Raw genomic sequence first — 16716 nt, forward strand, 5'->3', positions numbered from 1 at the left:
TCTTCAATGGCGCGGCCTGTAGCCGACGATGGCTTGTTGGTTCGTTCCCGGAACGTCCCGAATCTCGACGGCATCGAACCCGGCGTTATCGAACCAACCTTCGAACTGGTCTTCGGTGTACGTATCGCCGTTCTCCGTCTGTGCGAGCATATGTGCGCCGAACAGCGCCGCGTCGTCGGCCCACCCTCGAACCTTGTCGATGAAGACGGCGACGCCGCCGGGTTCCAGGGCATCGTAGACGTTCTTCGAGAGCGCGCGGTTTTCGGCCGGACCGAGCGCGTGTGCGACCCGCGAGCAGAACGCGAGGTGGAACTCGGTCGGAAGGTCGTCGGTCGCGTCGCCGGGAACGAGTTCGAGGGGTTCGTGTTCGAGGAACGTCTTGTCGACATCGATGACATCGGGCCGGTCGAACAGCGTCACGTCGTAGCCGCGACGGGCGAACTCCTTCGAGAAACTACCGGGACCGCCGCCGATATCGAGGACGCGCTCCGCGTCGGGATTCTCGTGTACCGCTTCCGTGACACACGTCCGAACCGTCGCGTCATCGATGGTCGCCATCGCGCCCATGAAGTTCGCCGTCCACTCGTCGGATGACTCGGGGGGACGTCCGGTTCGCATCGTCTCGGGAAGTGCGAACCAGCGGTCGAGACAGTCCATCTGGTGTGGCACCGTCCCGATGGAACGCACGTCCGTTTTGGCGAACAATCCGAGCGCTCGGTTGGTCGCCTCGTACTCGCCGTTGACGCATTCGAGAAAGCCCAACTCGTCCATCGCGGAGAGCGTGATTCGAGCGGCGCGCTCGGTAACGTCGGTTTCGTCGGCGACTTCGGCGGGCGTTCCGGCGCGGAACGTGACGGCATCGATGATGCCGGTCTCGCGGGCGGCCCACAGTAAACAGAGTTCGCGGTAGTCCATGCCCGAACGACGGTTGCGAGGCGAAAAAAGCTAGGTGCTGGCGCGGTCGATCACCAGGCGGACCACGCGGTCGAACCCTCGTCCTCGGCGTAAATCCGTTTCACGTCCTTGGCGAGCACGGCGTCGCCGTCGAAGTCGAGGCGGTCGTGGTCGTAGCCGGAGGCGTCGTCCGTGACGAGGATGCCGTCGATGGTGAACTCCTCGTCCGCCAGTTCCTCGGTTTCGCCGACGACGAACTCGTAGTCCCCGGGGATGCTCACCTTGACGCTTCGGGAGTTGTCCCGACGGCCGTCGTTGGGGTGAATCGTGACGTTGACGCTCACGTTGTCAACGGCGCGCGTCCAGATGGTTTCGACGTCGGGTGCGAGCGATTCCTCGACGCGGCGGTCGTCCTCCTGTTCGAGGCTGGTAATCCTGACGACGAAGATGGCCTCGTCGGTTTCGAGGACGAATTCCTCGCCGACGGCGAGGTTCTCCTCGACCGGGACGTCGGCTTTCGCGGTGAACGACTCGCCTTCCTGCGAGACGACGACATCTATCTCCTCGGTTGTCTCCTCCTCGATTTTCGTCTTGTGAACGTGGTCGCACTCTGTGCATCGTACCGTCGCCTGTCCACCCGGTTTGAGGACCTCGTGAACCGTCTCCAAATCGGGGGAACAGGATGGGCAGACGACTGCCACACGTTCCGCTGTATCGCTCATGGAGCGGTGTAGGGACTCGGCGCGTAAAAGTGCGTGGAGTTGCGCTACGCCGTGTCCCGTCACGGAATGGCGTGCGCTCACCCGTCGAAATACAATCCGTAGTGGTTCGCACATTCCGGATTGAACGCCGCACCGCAGTCAGGACAGCGCGAACCGCAGTCGAGGTACGCGGTAATCGTCAATTCCGCGCCGCAAACGCCGCACAGCACCACCTCCGTGTCTCGTTCGTCTTCGGGCCACGGTTCCCGCGGATGGTCGGCAACGGCGTCGTGACACCGAAAGCAGGGATAGTATTCCTCACAACACGGAAACCGAATGGCGATTACGTCGCGCTCCGTGTCGTAGTGCGCACAACGGGTCTCGGCGTCCACATCGACGCCGTGGACCGCGATTCCGTGGATGATTCGCATCGCTCGACCGTTTTAGGGCTGTGGCAGTTCAACTTCTTCGCCATCAGCGTACACCGTTGGCTCACGAATGATGCCGTCCAAGTGAAGCGGGGCGTCCGTGTCGCCGCCGATGCCCGCGTCGTCGCCGATGGCGATGTGGACCGTGCCGCCCGCCTTCTCGTCCAGTAGGACGGAACCGACGAGTTCGGACACCGCGACGTTGGTTCCGATGCCGAGTTCGGCGAGGTTGTAGGCGTCCTGTCCGACTTCCTCCGATGCAGTTTCGACCTGCTCTCGGATTTCGTCGTCGCTGATTTCGGTGACGGAGCCGCCCTCGACTTCGAATTCGAGGGTCTGGCCGTCTTCGAGGAGGCCGTGCGGGCGCATGGTTCCGTCCACGACGTATTTGCCGTTGACGTTCTCCGGGCTGACGAACACTTCGCCCGCCGGGAGGTTGGTGAAGTCGCCGGGGTCGTGACAGAGGCCGGTGTCGTCGAACCACTCGCGGTCGCCGGGTTCGAAGGTGATGTCGGTTCCGGCCTCGGTCGTGACGCGGATTTCCTCGGCACCTTCGACTTGCGCGAGCACGTCCGTGCAGTGCTGGTCGATGGTCTCGTAGTCGGCCGCGAGTCCGGTAATCATCACTTCCTTCGTGATGCCGGGGAGGGTGGCGATTCGCGCGCCTTCCTCGTTCGCGTTTCCTCGTGCGCGCGTGTGGCTGAGGCTTTTCGTGGTCGGCGCGAGGACGACGTCGGCGGCGGCCATCGCGGCGGCGACGGAGGCGGGCGGTTCCTCACCGTGTTGGTTCCCGACGGGATAGCAGGTGATAGTCACGTCGTCGGTAATCTCGCTCGCGGTGTCGTACAGCGCCTTGCCGATGTCCCAGCGCTTGTCGTCGGTGATTATCGCACACGATTCGTCCGCTTCGAGTGCCATACACTGCTCGACGGCGGTTCTCGCGGCGTCGTCCAGACTCATACCAGGGCGGTTGCGCTCCGGGGCGGTTAGGTGTTCCCTTTTAGTACGGTCGGATGCGCTATCTCTCGGTTCCCCGAGAGGTGAATTCGCCCGAAAACCCGCGAATTACTCGCTATCGAGTTGTTTTCCTGCATCGTCGCTCGAAACCGTTTTAGCCGCGGGGGTTGGAGCGGCAGATGTACATGCTACAGGTCGGCATTAACGGGTACGGGACTATCGGGAAGCGAGTCGCTGACGCCGTTCGGGCGCAACCGGACATGGAAGTCGTCGGTGTCGCAAAAACCCGGCCCAATTTCGAGGCCGAGGGAGCCGTCGAGAACGGCTACCCACTCTACGCCGCTATCGAGGAACGGGCGGACCGGTTCGACGACGCGGGAATCGAACTGGCGGGAATGGTCGAGGAACTGGTCGAGGCGGCCGACGTCATCGTCGACGCCTGTCCGTCCGGCATCGGCGCGGACAACAAATCGCTGTACGACGAGTACGACACGCCCGCGCTCTATCAGGGCGGCGAGGACGCGAGCGTCGCGGACACGAGCTTCAACGCGCGTGCCAACTACGACGAGGCGGTCGGCGCACAGCACGTCCGCGTCGTGTCGTGTAACACGACCGGACTCTCGCGACTCGTCGCGCCCCTCCGCGAGGAGTACGGCGTCGAAAAGGTTCGCGCGACGCTCGTCCGCCGTGGCGGCGACCCGGCCCAGACCGGGCGCGGTCCCATCAACGACATCGTTCCGAACCCGGTGTCGCTGCCGTCGCACCACGGCCCGGACGTGAAGACCATCTTTCCGGACCTCGCCATCGATACGCTCGGACTGAAGGTTCCGGCGACGCTGATGCACATGCACAGCATCAACGTCTCGCTCGAAGCCGAATCGGACGCCGAGGAGGTGCGCGAACTGCTCGAACGCCAGTCCCGCATCTTCGTGATTCCCGAGCACATGGACATCGACGGCGCGGGCAAGCTCAAGGAGTTCGCCATGGACAGGGGTCGGCCCCGCGGCGACTTCTGGGAGAACTGCGTCTGGGGCGAATCCGTCTCGATGGAAGGAAACGACCTCTACCTGTTCCAAGCCATCCACCAAGAGAGCGACGTGGTTCCCGAGAACGTGGACGCCATCCGTGCGGTAACGAACGCCGCCGACGCCGAGGAGAGCATCGAAACGACGAACGACGCGCTCGGTATCGGCTTCTAACCAACCGCTTCTGACCGTCGATTCGACGGTCCGTTTTTCCTGGGACGGCTGGACGGTATTCGTTCATACGTCCGAGTAACGCCGACAACTCGTAGAGCGGTCCCGTTATTCACCGCGAAGAATTGTGACAGATGGTAACAAAGGACATATAGATTGTGAATTGTCATCAATCAGCCCCGGATTCCGCCATTCGAAACACGGGGCGAAACGTTTACCGACGCGTATCCGCGACCGCGGCAGACGTCCTACGCCCCCGATTTTCCACGTTACCGACGTTTAGGTTCGAATTCCGTCGTTCACAAACGGCGCAAACGAACTCAACGATGCTACCCGTTCATTTACGGCACCCTCGATGAGCCACGATGGGTGGGGCGGACAGCACCGCGGACAGGTGGTGTCCAGTAACGGACTCTCCCGCCCGGAGAGAAAAACAATGAGAAAAGCACTCAAGATCCTGCTCACGATGACCGTCGTGGGAAGTTTGTTCGCAGTCGGATTCGCGGGTAACGCGGCGGCACTCGCCGACGACAACCAAGTACAAGTAAGCGGCCAGTACGCGAGTTCTGACGTCAGCCAGACCCAGTATGTCGCGCAGGGTAACGCCAACTCGCAAGAGGACAACTATGCGGTTTCGGCCGCGGGCAGCATCGGTGGCGATGCGGAATCCGACGACGCAACGGCCATCCAAGCGAGCTACCAGAGCAACGAGAACGCGCAGGTCGCCTGGTCCAACGCCCAGAACTTCAACTGGCAGAACCAGGACGACTAATCGACACGTTCGCGGATAGCGGCATTTTTTCAGACGGGAGGCGAGTCAGTGTTCCGAAAGGTCGGACGTGAGTCCGATTCGTCGCAACGGAATCGGAACGGTTGACGCCTGTCCAAAACCTTTTGCCCGGGAAGGGCTTAGCCTCAGGTATGCGACGAGACGACCGCGACGACCCCTTCGACGATCTCTTTCGAGAGATAGAGCGCATGATGAACGATATGATGGGCGGCAACGTCGATATGCAGGTCGATACCGGCACGACCGGATTCGGTGCCGACACGCACGTCGACATCCACGAAGACGACGAACTGATCCGCGTCATCGCCGACCTCCCCGGCGTCGAGAAGAACGACATCGACCTCAAATGCGACGGCGAATCGATGACCATCAGCGCCGCCAGCGACCACCGCGAGTACGACGAGCGCATCGCGCTCCCGGCGCGCGTGGACGAGAGTTCCGCGAAAGCGACTTACAACAACGGCGTCCTCGAAGTCACGTTCGAGAAGACGGACGAATCAGCGAACATCAGCGTCGAGTAGTCCGAACGAGTTCGGCGAGGCGGTCGTAGAATCCATTTTCGTACTTCGTTTCCGCGTCTATCGTCGGCCGCGCGTTCGTCTCGTTGACGACCACCCGGTCGCCGACGGCGAGCAGGTCGACGCCGCAGAACGGAATCCCGAGCGTCTCCGCCGTCCGTTCCGCGATATCCCGGAACTCCTCGGATAAGCGGACACCGCCCGCCTCGGCACCGCGATGGACGTTGTGTTTCCAGCGTCCGGCGGTCAGCGCGTCCTCGGACAGTCGCCGCTCGACCGCGCCGACGTACTCGCCGTCGACGACCATCGCGCGGTAATCGACGGCCTCCGGGAGGTACTCCTGCACGAGGAACGATTTGTCCCCCGTCGCGCGGTAGTCGTGGACGAGGTTCAGGTAGTCCACCACGCCGAGGAAGGAATCAACGTCGTCCACTTTTGCGATTCCGGTTCCCCGCGTCGTGGAGTTGGGTTTCACCACGACCGGCGGGTCGAACGCCTCGAACGCGTCCACGATGTCCGCCTCCTCGACGGGGTTCGAGACGACGACGGTCTTCGGGACCGGAATCCCCGCTCGGCCGAGTCGGGCGATGACACCGCCCTTGTTCCGCGATGTGAGGACGGCCTCGCGGTCGTTCACCCACGGGACGGCCAACAGCCCATCGACCACGCCGCCCTCCATCATTCGTGACGGGTAGACGAAGCCCGCGTCGAACTCGTCGGGACCCCACGGCGGGTCGGCGAGGTCGAACGTCCGCGACTCGCTCGGAACGTGGCGGACCCTGATTCCGCGCTCCGCGAGCGGGTCGCGGAGTCGCTCGAACGTCTCCTTTCGATAGGCGACCGCCAAATTCAGCATTGGCTATGGATTGGCGTCGGCCGATAAAAAGTTCGTCCGTCTCGTTCGTGTGTCCGTCCCGTTCGTCCCGCCCCCCATCCGCCCTGTTCGTGTACCCACCTCGCCCCATCCGCCCCGTCCGTCCTGTCCCGCTCCGCCGTTCTCACTCGACGCGTTCGAATCGGTGTCTGTACACCGTCGCGCTGTCGTCCCATTCGAAGTCGTCGTGGGCGTGATTAAGACGCTCGCGGTAGGCCTCCAAGTCCTCCGAGCCTTCGGCTTGTGCGTCCTCGTCGGTCAAATCGCCGAGTTTTCGCTCGCTCACTTCGACGACTTCGAACGTCTCGCCGTCGATGTCGAAGGTGTCGCCTTCCTCGGCGTACGGGTTGCCACGGTGGAGTTGCGAGATTCGACCCGCCGTGACCGCCTGCTGAATGTGCGGTGCCGGGAGTAGCGTGTCGGCGTCGATTCGAGCCATACGGCTTCGTTCGGTTTCCAGCGAAAAAACGACTAGCCTTTCAGCACGCCGCCGATGGCACCGCCGACCGCGCTGTCGAGCGCCAGCAGGAACGCGACGAAGACGGCCGCGAAGAAGAGGCCGATACCGCCGAACAGCGACCCGACCGGGCCGCCCGCGAGGCCGCCGACGATGGTTCCACCCAGTCCGAGGAACAGGGCGACGATGACGCCGCCGATGGACCCGGCGAGCAGGCCGTGCCAGAAGCCGCTTCCCAGTCCGCCGCCGGCGACGTAGCCAGCGGCGAACCCACCGGCGAGTCCCGCCGCGACGTGTCCGATTCCGGGGAGAGCGAACGCGACGATACCCGCGAGGACGGAGACGACGAAGCCGACGAAGACCGCGTACCAGTTGGTCATGGGTACATACGTTGGAAGGCGGAAAACAAAAGTCTCTCGCCAAAATCGGCTCGCACGACGGTATGAACGCCCTTTTAAGGGGCGAGAGCATACGAATGCCCATGATTTTCGAGACCCTACCGACGACGCCCACGTCGGAGGAACTCATCGACAAGGCGTTCTCGCGGGCGACACGAGCAGGCCGGGCCAAGAGCGGCATTCAGGCCCAACAGTCCATGCTCCAAACCGCCTCGAACATCCTATCGGACAATCTGCAGAATATCGTCACCGCGTGGCCGGACTTCGAAGAAGTGGACCCGTTCTACTACGAACTGGCCGACGCCGTCGTGAACGTTGACGAGGTTCGAAAGAGCCTGTCGGAAATCCAATGGGCCTCCCGCAAGACGAAGGACATCGGCCGCGAGTACCAGGGAAAACTCCGCGGCGACATCAACTACGCCCGCAAGGTTCGAAAGCAGGGGTTCGCTCGCCTCGCGTCCGTCGTGGAGGAAGTCGAGGACGACCTCGACCGTATCAACGCGGCGCGAAACGACCTTCGGGACCTCCCGGACATCAACCCGGCCGACCCGACCGTGGTCGTCGCAGGGTATCCCAACGTCGGAAAGTCGTCGTTCGTCAACACCATAACCAACGCGCGCAACGAAATCGCGGAGTATCCCTTCACCACGAAGGGGATTCACGTCGGTCACTTCGAGCGCGACCACATTCGCTACCAAATCGTGGACACGCCGGGACTGCTCGACCGACCCGCGGACGAGCGAAACGGCATCGAATCGCAGGCGGTATCGGCGCTCACGCACCTCGCCGACTGCATCCTGTTCTTCGTGGACCCGAGCGCCTACTGTGGCTACCCGCTCGACGCCCAACTCGAACTCCGCGATTCGGTCGAAGAGCAGTTCGGCGACGTGCCCGTCCTCACCGTCTGCAACAAGTCCGACCTCTCGACCGACGTGGAGGCGGACCAGTACATGAGCATCGAGGAGGACGAGAACGTCACGGGGACGCTCGACGCAGCCGTCGAAGCCATCGGCTACGAACCCGAACTTCCGTTCGACGGGTAGGTAGAGCCCGATTCGACGACCTGATAATCCTGATACCGAACGCGAACTTCGGGTGAGCGCCCCGTTCGTTCCCCGATTCGGCGTTGGATTTGTTGCGCAAGGCGAGGGTACGACCGACCGGACGTCCGACTCACCGTGACCGTGACCGTTCGGGGGCCGGAAAGCCCGTCGTAGCTGGTTCGCACCGCCACCGCATCGAGCGCGTCGTAAGACGGACGTTGGAGGACGTCATCGACCGCGCTGGCCGCTCCGCGCTCGAACGACAGTTGAACGGTAGTGCCGAAAAGGACGCCACCGGCGACGAGGAGCAACACGACCAGTTCGGCTATCCGCACACCGTTAGACGGCATCGAAAGCTGGTTTTCGTCGGACCGGTAGCCGAGGTAGCCGAGCGTGACGATAGCGGCGACGTTGATGAGCACGACGGTTACGATGAGCAAGACGGCCGCACCGAACGCGACGACGAGGGTTCCCCAAACGAGAGCGATACCGACGACGGCGGCGGCCGGGAGGAGGGCAGCGGCGATCATGACACCGACGAGCGCCGTGGGACCTTTCGTCGTGAGCGCGAAGGTGGCGGCGGACCCCGCCGCCAGACCGACGGCAACCGTGATGAGCGTCGGTGCGAGGCGAACGCTCACCAGTTCTATCGAGGAGAGCGCGAGTCCGGTCGGGATGAAACCGGTGAAACGGAGAACGAAACTGAACAGGGTCGCCGTGCCGACGGCGGCGACGAGACCGATGACTTGGAAGCGAACGCTGTCGGTGAGCATCCGCTTGTCACCGATGACGGCACCGACGCTGGTCGTGAGAACCGGGCCGACCAGCGGCGCGATGACCATCGACCCCACGACGACCGCCGGGGAATCGACGAGCAACCCACCGGCGGCGATAACCGCCGACAGGACGACCAACGCGACGTACGAATACAGGTCGTGTGACAGGTCCCGCGCTTTCGACCGGAGTTCGGGGGCGGCAAGCGGCGAGAAATCGCTCGCGTATCGATTTTCGAGCAGTTCCATGGTCCCGGTTTCGGCCGTTTCCGCGGCTCCCACGACGATATACGACTCCTCGTCCAGCCCGGCCTCGTGGAGTCCGTCGAGTACGTCGTTGACCGCATCGGTCGGAAGGGGAAACTCGACCAGTAGGCCGCCGTCGGCGACACCCGACGCGGCGGTGATGACGTAATCGACGTCCCGGCCATTGAGCACCCCGAGAACGGCGTCCTGTCGCTCCCCGGGGATGAAAACGTGTATCAGGCGCACGGGACGACAACTACATACCCGACCAAAAGGGTTCAGGCCGACACGTCGTCCGTTTCGACGTACCGAATCTGAACCCCGACCGAGCGGCCCGTCCGCTGGACGATTCGGTCGTGGATTCGGTCTGCGAGGTCCGGGTACTGCTCGTCCCGCGGACGACCGACGGTGACCACGACGCGATGTGGTTCGCGGAACGGAAGATTCCGCGTGTAGGTGGTCTTGCCGAGCGGGAACGTCTGGCGGTACTGTACCTGCATCTGGAGCCGTTCCGCCTGCTGATACTGGGGCTGCTCGAAGACGTTCGTCACCGCCCTATCTGCTCCCTGCTCGAACTGCGCACCTTGATACGAGAAGTAGGTGACGCCGCCGAGAAAGACCGAGAGAACGGCGAGGGCGACGACGAGGGCCCCGATTCGTTTGATGGCTTCCTCTCGGGAGCGCTCCAGTTTGAACCAGCTCTTCGGCCGATACCCCATGTACTGGAGCGTCACTATGGCCGAGAGGTTGATCGAGAGGACGTTAACGAGGACGAGGACCCCAGCACTCAACGCGACCACCGGACTCCCCCACGCGATGCCGATGCCGACGGCGGCGGCGGGCGGAATGAGGGCCGCGGCGATCATAACCCCGACGAGGGCGACCGATACGCCCGCGGCCAGACTGATAACGCCCGCCGAACCCGCGCCGAGCGCGACGATGAGCGAGAGGAAATCCGGAGTCAGCCGCCCGCTTATCTGCGATATTACCGTGATATCCGTGTTCGGTGGAAAGAGGTAGAGAACTCTGACGAGGAATGCGAACAGCGTCGCGCTACCGATAGAAATCGTGACACCGAGCAGTTGCAATTTGACGCCGCGGCGGAACAGGTTGCTTTCGTCCAAAACCGTACCCACGCCCGTCGAGAGCGCCGGGCCGACCAGCGGCGCGATGACCATCGACCCCACGACGACCGCCGGGGAGTCGAGCAGCAACCCCGCCGTGGCGACGACGGCACTCACGACGGTCATGAAGACGAACGTCCGAAACCGGGGCGACAGTTCCCGCGCCTGCGTCAGGATTTCGTCGCGCGCGATGCGGTCGCCGCCGTTTTCCGCCTCGTAGCGTTTCGCCAGTTGCTCGAACTCGCGCGACGTATCGGTTTCGGCGTCGATGATGACAGTGTGAGCCTCGTCGCTCAGCCCCGCATCGTGAAGCTTGTCGATAACCGGCTGCACGGCGTTCTGTGGGAGTGGAAACGTCGCAATCGCGGTATAACGGTGACCACCCGTTTCATCGGTCAGAAAGAAATCGATTCCCTCCGAGTCGAGCGTCTCGACGACCGTTTCTCGCTCGCCCGTCGGGATGGATACCTGTACGAGTCGCACAGTCACCGATGGGGTTTGCAGATTGATATAATCGCGGGCCGATAGTCGGTTATTTCATGTCAAAGTGACGGTCTATTTCTCTCGATACCGCGGCGAGGCGCTTCGTCGATGCCGACGTAACGGATTTGAACGGAGACGTCCCGGCCCGTTCGTCGATAGAGGCGGGCGCGAAGACGTTCCGCCAGTCCGGGATAGCGTTCGTTTGTCGGTTTGCCGACGGTAACGATGACCTCCCGCGGCCGATGAAACGGGACGGCGGGGTCGCGGTACTTCCGAGGGAGCGGGACGGACGGTCCGTACCGGACGTCGATTTCGAGCCGTTCTCCCCCGGAGTATCGGGGCAATTCGAGCACGGCGTCGGTCGTCGTCCGAACGCTCCGTTCGAACTGCGCGTCCTGAATCGACGAGTACGTCACCCCGCCGAGGAAGGCCGACAGGAGGACGATGACGACGACGAGGAGCGAGACCCGTTTGACCGTCTCCCCGCGGGAGTGCTGGAGTTTCAGCCATTCCTTCGGGCGATAGCCCATGTAACGGAGCGTGAGAAGGGCGGAGAGGTTGATGGCCAAGAGGTTGACCAGTACGAGGATGCCCGCACTGACGGTCACAACCGGTTCCCCCCACGCGATGCCGATGCCGACCGTGGCGGCGGGCGGGATGAGCGCCACGGCGATCATGACGCCGACGAGAGCGGTCGAGGCACCGGCCGACAGGCTCACGATACCGGCGATTCCCGCGCCGAGCGCGATGATGAGCGACAGGAAATCGGGGGAGATTCGGATGGCGACCTCCGGAATTCGCGTCACGTCCGTCCCCGGCGGAAACAGCGGGATAAACCGAACCAGCGTGGCGAATGCGGCGGCGCTCGCTATCGAGAGAACGACACCGAGGACCTGTAACCGCACGCCACGTCGAAACAGGTCTCGGTCGTCGAGGACCGTCCCGATACTGGCGGACAGCGCCGGGCCGACCAGCGGCGCGATGACCATCGACCCCACGACGACCGCCGGAGAGTCGAGCAACAGCCCCGCCGTGGCGACGACCGCGCTCACGATCGTCATCGTGACGAACGTTCGGAGGCTCGGCGAGAGTTCGCGGGCATGGATGCGAATCTCCTCGCGGGCGATGCGAATCCGACGACCTCGTTTCGCGGTGTAGCGCTCGACGAGTCGCTCGAAACGCGTCGAGATGTCCACCTGGGCATCGATGATGATGACGTGGGCTTCCTCGCTGAGTCCGACATCGCGGAGTTCGTCGACGACGGGTTGCACCGCGTTTTGCGGCAGCGGAAACGTGATAATCGCGGCGTAGTCCTCTCTTCCCCCACGTCCGCTCGTCTCCTCGGTGATGTAGTAGTCGATATCCCTCGCTTCCAGCGTTTCGATGACCAACTCCCGTTCTCCCAGCGGGATGGCGATTTCCACGAGACGCACAACCCGAACACGACACACGGAACAATAAGTCCCGCCGGGTGAGACGGCGGGATTCCGTCGCGGGAAACAGCGGAGTCTCGCCGCGGGAAACCATGGCCGTTAAGCGTCGAGAGGCGAACGGACGACTATGTTCGAAAATCGACCCGACAGGGACGCCGAAGTCGTGTTCGTCGGGCGCTCGAACGTCGGCAAGTCCACGCTGATGCGCGAGTTGACGGGCCACAGTTTCGAGACCGGCGGCAAGCCCGGCGTCACGCGCCAACCCAATCACTTCGACTGGGCCAGCGAGGATTTCATGCTCACCGACCTGCCCGGATTCGGGTTCATGTCCGGCGTCGAGGAGGACCGACGGGAGCGGATAAAGACCGACATCGTGGAGTACATCGAGGAGAACGCCGAGAAGGTGTTGGTCGGCGTCCTCGTCGTTGACGGCAAGAGCGTCATCGACATCATCGACCGCCACTCCGGCGAGGACGAAATCCCGCACGACGTGGAAATGTTCTACTTCCTCCGCGAGGTTGGAATCCCCGTCGTCGTCGCCGTGAACAAGATGGACAAGGTGGACGACGAGGACGAGCGACTGAACGACCTCTGTGACCGCCTCGGCCTTCACCCGCCGTGGAAGCAGTGGCAGGACACTATCGCCCCCATCAGCGCCAAGCGCGGAAACATCAGTGCGCTGACCGAGGCCGTGAAGACCCACCTGCACGAACAGAAGCGCGACGATCTGTTCAAGTTCTTCTCCTAGGCGGGTTTTCGGCGGTCGGTCGCGTATCAGTTGGTCGGGCACTGGTCGGTTTGGTCCCGGTATCACGTATAAAGGTTCGGAGGGAAGCAGGGGTTGCGAGGGCGGAGAGTACTTTCTCGAAAAATGCCGCCACGCTCGCTACGAATTGTACTTGGGAACGATGTAATTACAGAGAAGTGGACTTCGAAATCCCCCGCCGCGCGGTCGCTGTGCAAGATATCCGCGCTCCCCGCACAACCCGCGCGGATAGTAGCTTGCACGGCAGACCACGATGAACGCGAGTTCAGTCGGAGCGAAGCTCCGACAGCGTCCCCCTCACTCCGTTCGCGGGACCAAGCGGCCCCTTTCATCCCCGCGAGGAACGAGCGGGGAGTTGAAAGGCGGAGCCTTTCAGAAGCCCCGCCCGCGACCGCACTGCAGCAGCCACACCCTCCCCAACCGATTGCGTTCCTCACGAGAACTTCGTTGCGGTACCTGCGGGCCACGGCCGCAGGTCAGCGAGACGCGTCGCGTCTCGCAAGTCTCATCCCTCGCACGACTTCAGCGAGACGACGCGGCCGAGCAGGGCCGCGTCGTCTCGCCAGCACACGCCACGTGGTTCGTTCAGTTAGCGAGAAACGTAGAAACTCACCCGAGCAGTTTCGCCTCGGCCTTCCGGAGGTGTTCGAGGAGCGTGGTTTTGGAGACGTCCATCTCCTCGGCCAGTTCGGATGCCGTCACGTGCCGCGGCCAGTCGTAATAGCCGCGTTGGCGGGCGAGTTCGAACACCTCGCGCTGGCGCTCCGAGAGGTCGTCGGTGCGGAGGACGCCAGCGCCTGCTTCGGCGGTTGCGACGTGACGGACGCGGATTTCGGCGTCCATCTCCTCGCAGACCGCCTCGATTCGGTCGTGCAGTTCGTCCTTCTCGACCTCGACGATGACGGTCCAGTACTCGCGCCCGCCGTACATCCGCACCGGTTCGTCGGGGATGAACCCGCGCGAGACCAGCGCGTCGTTGATGCTGTTGCCGAGGTCGTAGTGGACGACGATACCCCTGCTCGCGCTGCCGAACGCAATGGAGTCCTCGGTGGCGTGCGGATGGTCGGTTTCCCACACGGAATCGGTCAAGTCGGAGTCCCGAATCGCCGCCACGAGTTCGTCCACCTCCTCGCGCGTGTTGCCGTAGACGGTGAACCGCCCGGTCGCCAGTCCGTCGATGGTGTGGACGCCGTGGCCGAGGAGTCCCGCCGCCCGGCCCTCGGTGACTTCGAGCGTCCAGCAGTCGGGATGCCAGATGTCGAGGGTCACCCGAAGTCCGGCGTGCTCCGCTGTGGTCATCTGATGTGATACACGGATGAGACGAGCAAAAACGTATGGCAAGGAGAATGACATACGTTGACATGGACTCGGCTCTGAAATCGGGACCGGGCGTCGGCCCCCCTTCTATGAAAGGGGGTAATGTTTTGCCCCGTTATGCGCCTGTGTAGCACATGAACCTCCGGGACGCGTTCGACGCCCCCGCTCTAGCACTCGTTCTCGCCGAGGGAGCGTTCGGAACGATGGACGGAAAGACGGCCAACGGCGTCGTCATGCACAGCGAACTGTTCGACGCACAGGCTGTCATCGACTCGACGCACGCCGACGAAGCCGCCAGCGACGTTCTCGGACGTGCGGACGTCCGCGACGTACCGATAGTCCCTTCGACCGAGGACGCGCTCGAACGCGCTCCCGACGCCGAGGCGCTCGTCATCGGGGTCGCTCCCGCTGGCGGTGCGCTCCCGGACGAGTGGGTGAACGACATCGAGGAGGCCATCCGCGCGGGGCTGGATATCGTCTCGGGTCTGCACGTCTTCCTCTCCGAACGGGAGCGATGGCAAACCCTCGCGGACGAACACGGCGTCACCCTCTTCGACGTGCGAAAGCCGCCGGGCGAGGACGACCTTCGCGTCGGCGACGGGACCGTGGACGAGGCGGACGCGCAAATCGTGCTGACCGCCGGGACGGACTGTGCGGTCGGCAAGCGGACGACGACGTTCGAACTCTATCGGGCCGCCGAGCGCGCCGGACTGAACGCCGGGTGGGTTGCGACCGGCCAGACGGGAATCATGGTCGGCGCGCATCGCGGCGTCGTCATCGACCGCGTTCCGGCGGATTTCACCGCTGGCGTGGTCGAGGACCTCGTGTCGGCCGTCGCCGAGGAGCACGATATCGTCTTCGTGGAGGGCCAAGCCTCGCTCACCCACCGCGCCTATTCGAGCGTGACGCTCGGACTCCTGCACGGCGCGTGGCCCGATGCGGTCGTGCTGGTGGACGACCCCGACCGGGACCGACGGACCCACTTCGACCAGTGGCCGGTCGCGGGCGTGGAAGCGGAGCGCCACCTCGTGGAGGAACTCTCGGACGCGACGGTCGCCGCCGTCTCGACGTGGGGCGACCCCGCCGAAATCGACTGCGCCGTTCCGGCGGCGAACGTCTACGACGAGAGCGGCGCGGACGACCTCCTCGCGGCGGTCCGCGAGGCGCTCTAATGCGAATCGAACGCGCGTCGGTCGAACCGCTCGACCTGCCGCTCCGCGAACCGTTCGAAATCTCGCTCAGCACGCAACACCGGGCGAGCAACGTGCTGGTGACGGTCGAAACCGAGGACGTGACCGGCTACGGCGAAGGCTCACCCCTGACGCCGGTGACGGGCGAGACGCAGGAGGCGGCGCTCGCAACCGCTCGCGCCGCGACGACGTTGCTCGAAGGGAAGTCTCTCGCCGACTATCGAAGCCTCGTTACCGAAGTCCGGGAGACGTTTCCCGGCATGGTATCGGCGCTGTTCGCGGTCGAAACCGCGATTTTTGACGCCTACTGCCGCGAACGAGGGATGGCCCTCTCGGAACTGTTCGGCGGCGCGCCTACCCCCGTGACGACCGACTTTACCATCGGCATCATGCCGCCGGAAGACGCGCGGGACGGCGCGGCGCGGGCGGCGGACCGCGGGTTCGACCAGTTGAAGGTGAAGACGGGGACGACCGTCGCGGAGGACGTCGCCCGCATCGCCGCGGTGCACGAGGGGGCACCCGACGCGGAACTGACGGTGGACGCGAATCAGGGATGGACGCCGAAGGAAACCGTCGCGTTCGTGGACGAACTCGATTCGCGGGGCATCGACCTCGCACTGGTCGAACAGCCGACCCCCGCGGCGGACGTACCTGGACTCGGGCGGACGCGGGACGCCGTATCGGTCCCGATTGCGGCGGACGAGGCGGTGTTCACGCCGGAAGACGCGATTCGAATCGTCCGCGAGGACGCGGCGGACGTGATAAACGTGAAACTCGGCAAGTCGGGACTCCTCGCCGCGCGGGACATCGCCTCGATAGCCGAAGCCGCGAACGTCGAACTGATGGTCGGATGCATGCTCGAAAGCGCCATCGGGATCCACGCCAGCGCCCACCTCGTCTCCGGAATCGGATCGTTCTCGCACGTCGATTTGGACGGCAACCTCCTCATCACGGAGGACGTGATTCCGTCGGACGGAGGACCGACCATCGATATTTCGGGGGCGGGACACGGAGTCGTACCGAACGGAATCGAGTAACTCGGCAGACCACCGCGTGACCCCGAGTGACTCGGTATCATTCGACAGACGTGTCACCGTTTGAAAACCCCTTTAGCCACCAATCACCCAC

At 63.7% G+C, this 16716-nt stretch carries 18 protein-coding genes; 7 read left to right on the forward strand and 11 right to left on the reverse strand.

What is annotated here, in order from left to right:
* Window positions 1-3: 3 nt before the first annotated feature.
* From V5735_RS08955 to V5735_RS08970, 4 genes are all read right to left on the reverse strand, one after another.
* Complete coding sequence (locus V5735_RS08955; RefSeq protein ID WP_423743209.1) at window positions 4-915, reverse strand: class I SAM-dependent methyltransferase; 912 nt, start codon at window positions 913-915, stop codon at window positions 4-6.
* Between the two features lie 50 nt (window positions 916-965).
* Entirely contained in the window at window positions 966-1616 is a 651-nt protein-coding gene (locus tag V5735_RS08960) for an HVO_0476 family zinc finger protein (protein ID WP_423743210.1), read from the reverse strand.
* 77 nt (window positions 1617-1693) lie between these two features.
* A complete protein-coding gene (locus V5735_RS08965) occupies window positions 1694-2026 on the reverse strand; it encodes a CHY zinc finger protein (protein ID WP_423743211.1) in 333 nt (110 codons plus the stop codon).
* 12 nt (window positions 2027-2038) lie between these two features.
* Window positions 2039-2983, reverse strand: a complete 945-nt coding sequence (locus V5735_RS08970) for an aminopeptidase (protein ID WP_423743212.1) — start codon at window positions 2981-2983, stop codon at window positions 2039-2041.
* Between the two features lie 182 nt (window positions 2984-3165).
* Here V5735_RS08970 and V5735_RS08975 point away from each other — a divergent pair, with 182 nt between their 5' ends.
* From V5735_RS08975 to V5735_RS08985, 3 genes are all read left to right on the forward strand, one after another.
* A complete protein-coding gene (locus V5735_RS08975) occupies window positions 3166-4179 on the forward strand; it encodes a type II glyceraldehyde-3-phosphate dehydrogenase (RefSeq protein WP_423743213.1) in 1014 nt (337 codons plus the stop codon).
* Between the two features lie 433 nt (window positions 4180-4612).
* Window positions 4613-4948 carry a hypothetical protein gene (locus V5735_RS08980; RefSeq protein WP_007979714.1) on the forward strand — a complete coding sequence of 112 codons (336 nt, stop codon included), beginning with the start codon at window positions 4613-4615 and terminating at the stop codon, window positions 4946-4948.
* A gap of 149 nt (window positions 4949-5097) precedes the next feature.
* Window positions 5098-5487: an Hsp20/alpha crystallin family protein gene (locus V5735_RS08985; RefSeq protein ID WP_007979715.1), complete on the forward strand. Its 390-nt coding sequence runs from the start codon at window positions 5098-5100 to the stop codon at window positions 5485-5487.
* Here the strand turns inward: V5735_RS08985 and V5735_RS08990 are convergent.
* From V5735_RS08990 to V5735_RS09000, 3 genes are all read right to left on the reverse strand, one after another.
* Entirely contained in the window at window positions 5474-6340 is an 867-nt protein-coding gene (locus tag V5735_RS08990) for an ATP-grasp domain-containing protein (RefSeq protein ID WP_423743214.1), read from the reverse strand. The two genes, V5735_RS08985 and V5735_RS08990, sit on opposite strands and share 14 nt — an antisense overlap.
* 142 nt (window positions 6341-6482) lie before the next feature.
* Window positions 6483-6797, reverse strand: a complete 315-nt coding sequence (locus V5735_RS08995) for an ASCH domain-containing protein (protein ID WP_423743215.1) — start codon at window positions 6795-6797, stop codon at window positions 6483-6485.
* A gap of 32 nt (window positions 6798-6829) precedes the next feature.
* Window positions 6830-7195, reverse strand: coding sequence for a DUF5518 domain-containing protein (locus V5735_RS09000; protein WP_423743216.1), 366 nt, complete (start codon window positions 7193-7195; stop codon window positions 6830-6832).
* 101 nt (window positions 7196-7296) lie between these two features.
* Here V5735_RS09000 and V5735_RS09005 point away from each other — a divergent pair, with 101 nt between their 5' ends.
* The gene (locus V5735_RS09005) at window positions 7297-8256 is read left to right on the forward strand and encodes an NOG1 family protein (RefSeq protein ID WP_423743217.1); all 960 of its coding nucleotides are present in this window, start codon (window positions 7297-7299) and stop codon (window positions 8254-8256) included.
* Here V5735_RS09005 and V5735_RS09010 read toward each other — a convergent pair.
* From V5735_RS09010 to V5735_RS09020, 3 genes are read right to left on the reverse strand one after another with little or no spacing between them, the layout of a single operon-like run.
* Window positions 8226-9521 carry a DUF389 domain-containing protein gene (locus tag V5735_RS09010; protein WP_423743218.1) on the reverse strand — a complete coding sequence of 432 codons (1296 nt, stop codon included), beginning with the start codon at window positions 9519-9521 and terminating at the stop codon, window positions 8226-8228. The two genes, V5735_RS09005 and V5735_RS09010, sit on opposite strands and share 31 nt — an antisense overlap.
* 32 nt (window positions 9522-9553) lie before the next feature.
* Window positions 9554-10882 (reverse strand): TIGR00341 family protein, encoded by a 1329-nt coding sequence (locus V5735_RS09015; RefSeq protein WP_423743219.1) that lies wholly within the window; start codon window positions 10880-10882, stop codon window positions 9554-9556.
* Between the two features lie 59 nt (window positions 10883-10941).
* Window positions 10942-12315 carry a TIGR00341 family protein gene (locus V5735_RS09020; RefSeq protein ID WP_423743220.1) on the reverse strand — a complete coding sequence of 458 codons (1374 nt, stop codon included), beginning with the start codon at window positions 12313-12315 and terminating at the stop codon, window positions 10942-10944.
* Between the two features lie 127 nt (window positions 12316-12442).
* Here V5735_RS09020 and engB point away from each other — a divergent pair, with 127 nt between their 5' ends.
* Window positions 12443-13063 (forward strand): GTP-binding protein EngB, encoded by a 621-nt coding sequence (gene engB / locus V5735_RS09025; RefSeq protein ID WP_423743221.1) that lies wholly within the window; start codon window positions 12443-12445, stop codon window positions 13061-13063.
* A 627-nt stretch (window positions 13064-13690) separates the two neighbouring features.
* Here engB and V5735_RS09030 read toward each other — a convergent pair.
* Window positions 13691-14380: a helix-turn-helix domain-containing protein gene (locus tag V5735_RS09030; protein ID WP_007979733.1), complete on the reverse strand. Its 690-nt coding sequence runs from the start codon at window positions 14378-14380 to the stop codon at window positions 13691-13693.
* 152 nt (window positions 14381-14532) lie between these two features.
* On the opposite strand from V5735_RS09030, the gene V5735_RS09035 reads away from it, so the two are divergent.
* Both V5735_RS09035 and V5735_RS09040 read left to right on the forward strand, forming a co-directional pair.
* Window positions 14533-15570: a DUF1611 domain-containing protein gene (locus V5735_RS09035; RefSeq protein WP_423743222.1), complete on the forward strand. Its 1038-nt coding sequence runs from the start codon at window positions 14533-14535 to the stop codon at window positions 15568-15570.
* Window positions 15570-16625 carry a dipeptide epimerase gene (locus tag V5735_RS09040; protein WP_423743224.1) on the forward strand — a complete coding sequence of 352 codons (1056 nt, stop codon included), beginning with the start codon at window positions 15570-15572 and terminating at the stop codon, window positions 16623-16625. The genes V5735_RS09035 and V5735_RS09040 overlap by 1 nt, the downstream gene beginning before the upstream one ends.
* Window positions 16626-16716 lie beyond the last annotated feature (91 nt).

Source organism: Haladaptatus sp. SPP-AMP-3 (genome assembly GCF_049568665.1).
Taxonomy (GTDB): Archaea; Halobacteriota; Halobacteria; order Halobacteriales; family Haladaptataceae; genus Haladaptatus; species Haladaptatus paucihalophilus.

Excerpts from the sequence above, each read along its gene's own strand:
- V5735_RS09005 (WP_423743217.1), top strand. The coding sequence starts at position 7,297 with ATGATTTTCGAGACCCTACCGACGACGCCCACGTCGGAGGAACTCATC.
- V5735_RS08960 (WP_423743210.1), bottom strand. The coding sequence starts at position 1,616 with ATGAGCGATACAGCGGAACGTGTGGCAGTCGTCTGCCCATCCTGTTCC.
- V5735_RS08965 (WP_423743211.1), bottom strand. The coding sequence starts at position 2,026 with ATGCGAATCATCCACGGAATCGCGGTCCACGGCGTCGATGTGGACGCC.
- V5735_RS08980 (WP_007979714.1), top strand. The coding sequence starts at position 4,613 with ATGAGAAAAGCACTCAAGATCCTGCTCACGATGACCGTCGTGGGAAGT.
- V5735_RS08975 (WP_423743213.1), top strand. The coding sequence starts at position 3,166 with ATGCTACAGGTCGGCATTAACGGGTACGGGACTATCGGGAAGCGAGTC.
- V5735_RS09030 (WP_007979733.1), bottom strand. The coding sequence starts at position 14,380 with ATGACCACAGCGGAGCACGCCGGACTTCGGGTGACCCTCGACATCTGG.
- V5735_RS09000 (WP_423743216.1), bottom strand. The coding sequence starts at position 7,195 with ATGACCAACTGGTACGCGGTCTTCGTCGGCTTCGTCGTCTCCGTCCTC.
- V5735_RS09035 (WP_423743222.1), top strand. The coding sequence starts at position 14,533 with ATGAACCTCCGGGACGCGTTCGACGCCCCCGCTCTAGCACTCGTTCTC.
- V5735_RS09040 (WP_423743224.1), top strand. The coding sequence starts at position 15,570 with ATGCGAATCGAACGCGCGTCGGTCGAACCGCTCGACCTGCCGCTCCGC.
- V5735_RS08985 (WP_007979715.1), top strand. The coding sequence starts at position 5,098 with ATGCGACGAGACGACCGCGACGACCCCTTCGACGATCTCTTTCGAGAG.
- V5735_RS08955 (WP_423743209.1), bottom strand. The coding sequence starts at position 915 with ATGGACTACCGCGAACTCTGTTTACTGTGGGCCGCCCGCGAGACCGGC.
- V5735_RS08970 (WP_423743212.1), bottom strand. The coding sequence starts at position 2,983 with ATGAGTCTGGACGACGCCGCGAGAACCGCCGTCGAGCAGTGTATGGCA.
- engB (WP_423743221.1), top strand. The coding sequence starts at position 12,443 with ATGTTCGAAAATCGACCCGACAGGGACGCCGAAGTCGTGTTCGTCGGG.
- V5735_RS08995 (WP_423743215.1), bottom strand. The coding sequence starts at position 6,797 with ATGGCTCGAATCGACGCCGACACGCTACTCCCGGCACCGCACATTCAG.
- V5735_RS08990 (WP_423743214.1), bottom strand. The coding sequence starts at position 6,340 with ATGCTGAATTTGGCGGTCGCCTATCGAAAGGAGACGTTCGAGCGACTC.